Here is a 261-nt window from a genome sequence, read left to right on the forward strand (position 1 = left end):
CATCCGCCGCTCGGGGTTGGGCCCGGCGCCACCGGGCAGGAAGACGCCGTTGTCCTGCATTTTTCCTGCGTCTTTGACGTCTTCGTCCTCCTTGGCCCTTTCGTCGAAAGGCTCCACCGTCCAGCTGGCCGGCAGGTCGCCGATGCGCAGCGGCTCGCCCTTGGCGTCCTTGCCCCAGGCCTCGGCCTCGAAGCGGCCCTGGACCATCGGCGTGCTGCCGCCGTTCTCGCCGATGCGGGCAATGGCGAAGGCCGGCACCAC

General features: G+C 69.7%; 1 pseudogene. It reads right to left on the reverse strand.

Annotated elements, in window-relative coordinates:
- Positions 1-261 (reverse strand): annotated as a pseudogene (locus tag M2D63_RS25840) (quinohemoprotein amine dehydrogenase subunit alpha); the annotation flags it as partial.

Origin of the sequence: Pseudomonas sp. BJa5 (genome assembly GCF_030272875.2) — a bacterium.
Taxonomy (GTDB): Bacteria; Pseudomonadota; Gammaproteobacteria; order Pseudomonadales; family Pseudomonadaceae; genus Aquipseudomonas.